Raw genomic sequence first — 440 nt, forward strand, 5'->3', positions numbered from 1 at the left:
GGAAAAATGACCGCCGAAATGAAATGTGGTCGGCCTGGTCGAATCCACCAATATGCAATCGCCGACATCCAGCATGGTCTGCTGGCCGAGATGGTCAACGCCACAAGAACCCTGAAGCTGGACGATAAGGAAGAGGTGTTCGGCGGTGTCGCGCCTTATATCGTCCCAATTGCGGTGGACGAGGTCGAGATCATTGGAAACATGGGCGAACTGCATGCCGCAGACATCGATGCCGCGCGCCGCACCGCGGACCGGCCTGCCGCGTTCCATGAGCCGTGGGTTGAAGCGACCGCAGATCGAATGCAGATCATCCGACCATTGCTCGTAGGAGACCGGCAGCCATTGTTGCGGGACAAGATTGGTGCTGCTGAGTAGTTCCACCGCTGCCTCCCAACAGTCAGGTTGAATATGCCTGGTTCACGCCAGCGATACGCTAGTTA

Annotated in this window: 1 protein-coding gene; it reads right to left on the reverse strand. The window is 57.5% G+C overall.

The annotated features are described in order from the left end of the window. A partial coding sequence (locus AC1D0P_RS29820; protein WP_477680032.1) for an AraC-like ligand-binding domain-containing protein occupies positions 1–270 on the reverse strand: 270 nt, incomplete at its 3' end. Positions 271–440: the final 170 nt, after the last annotated feature.

Source organism: Polaromonas sp. P1_G2 (genome assembly GCF_056405515.1).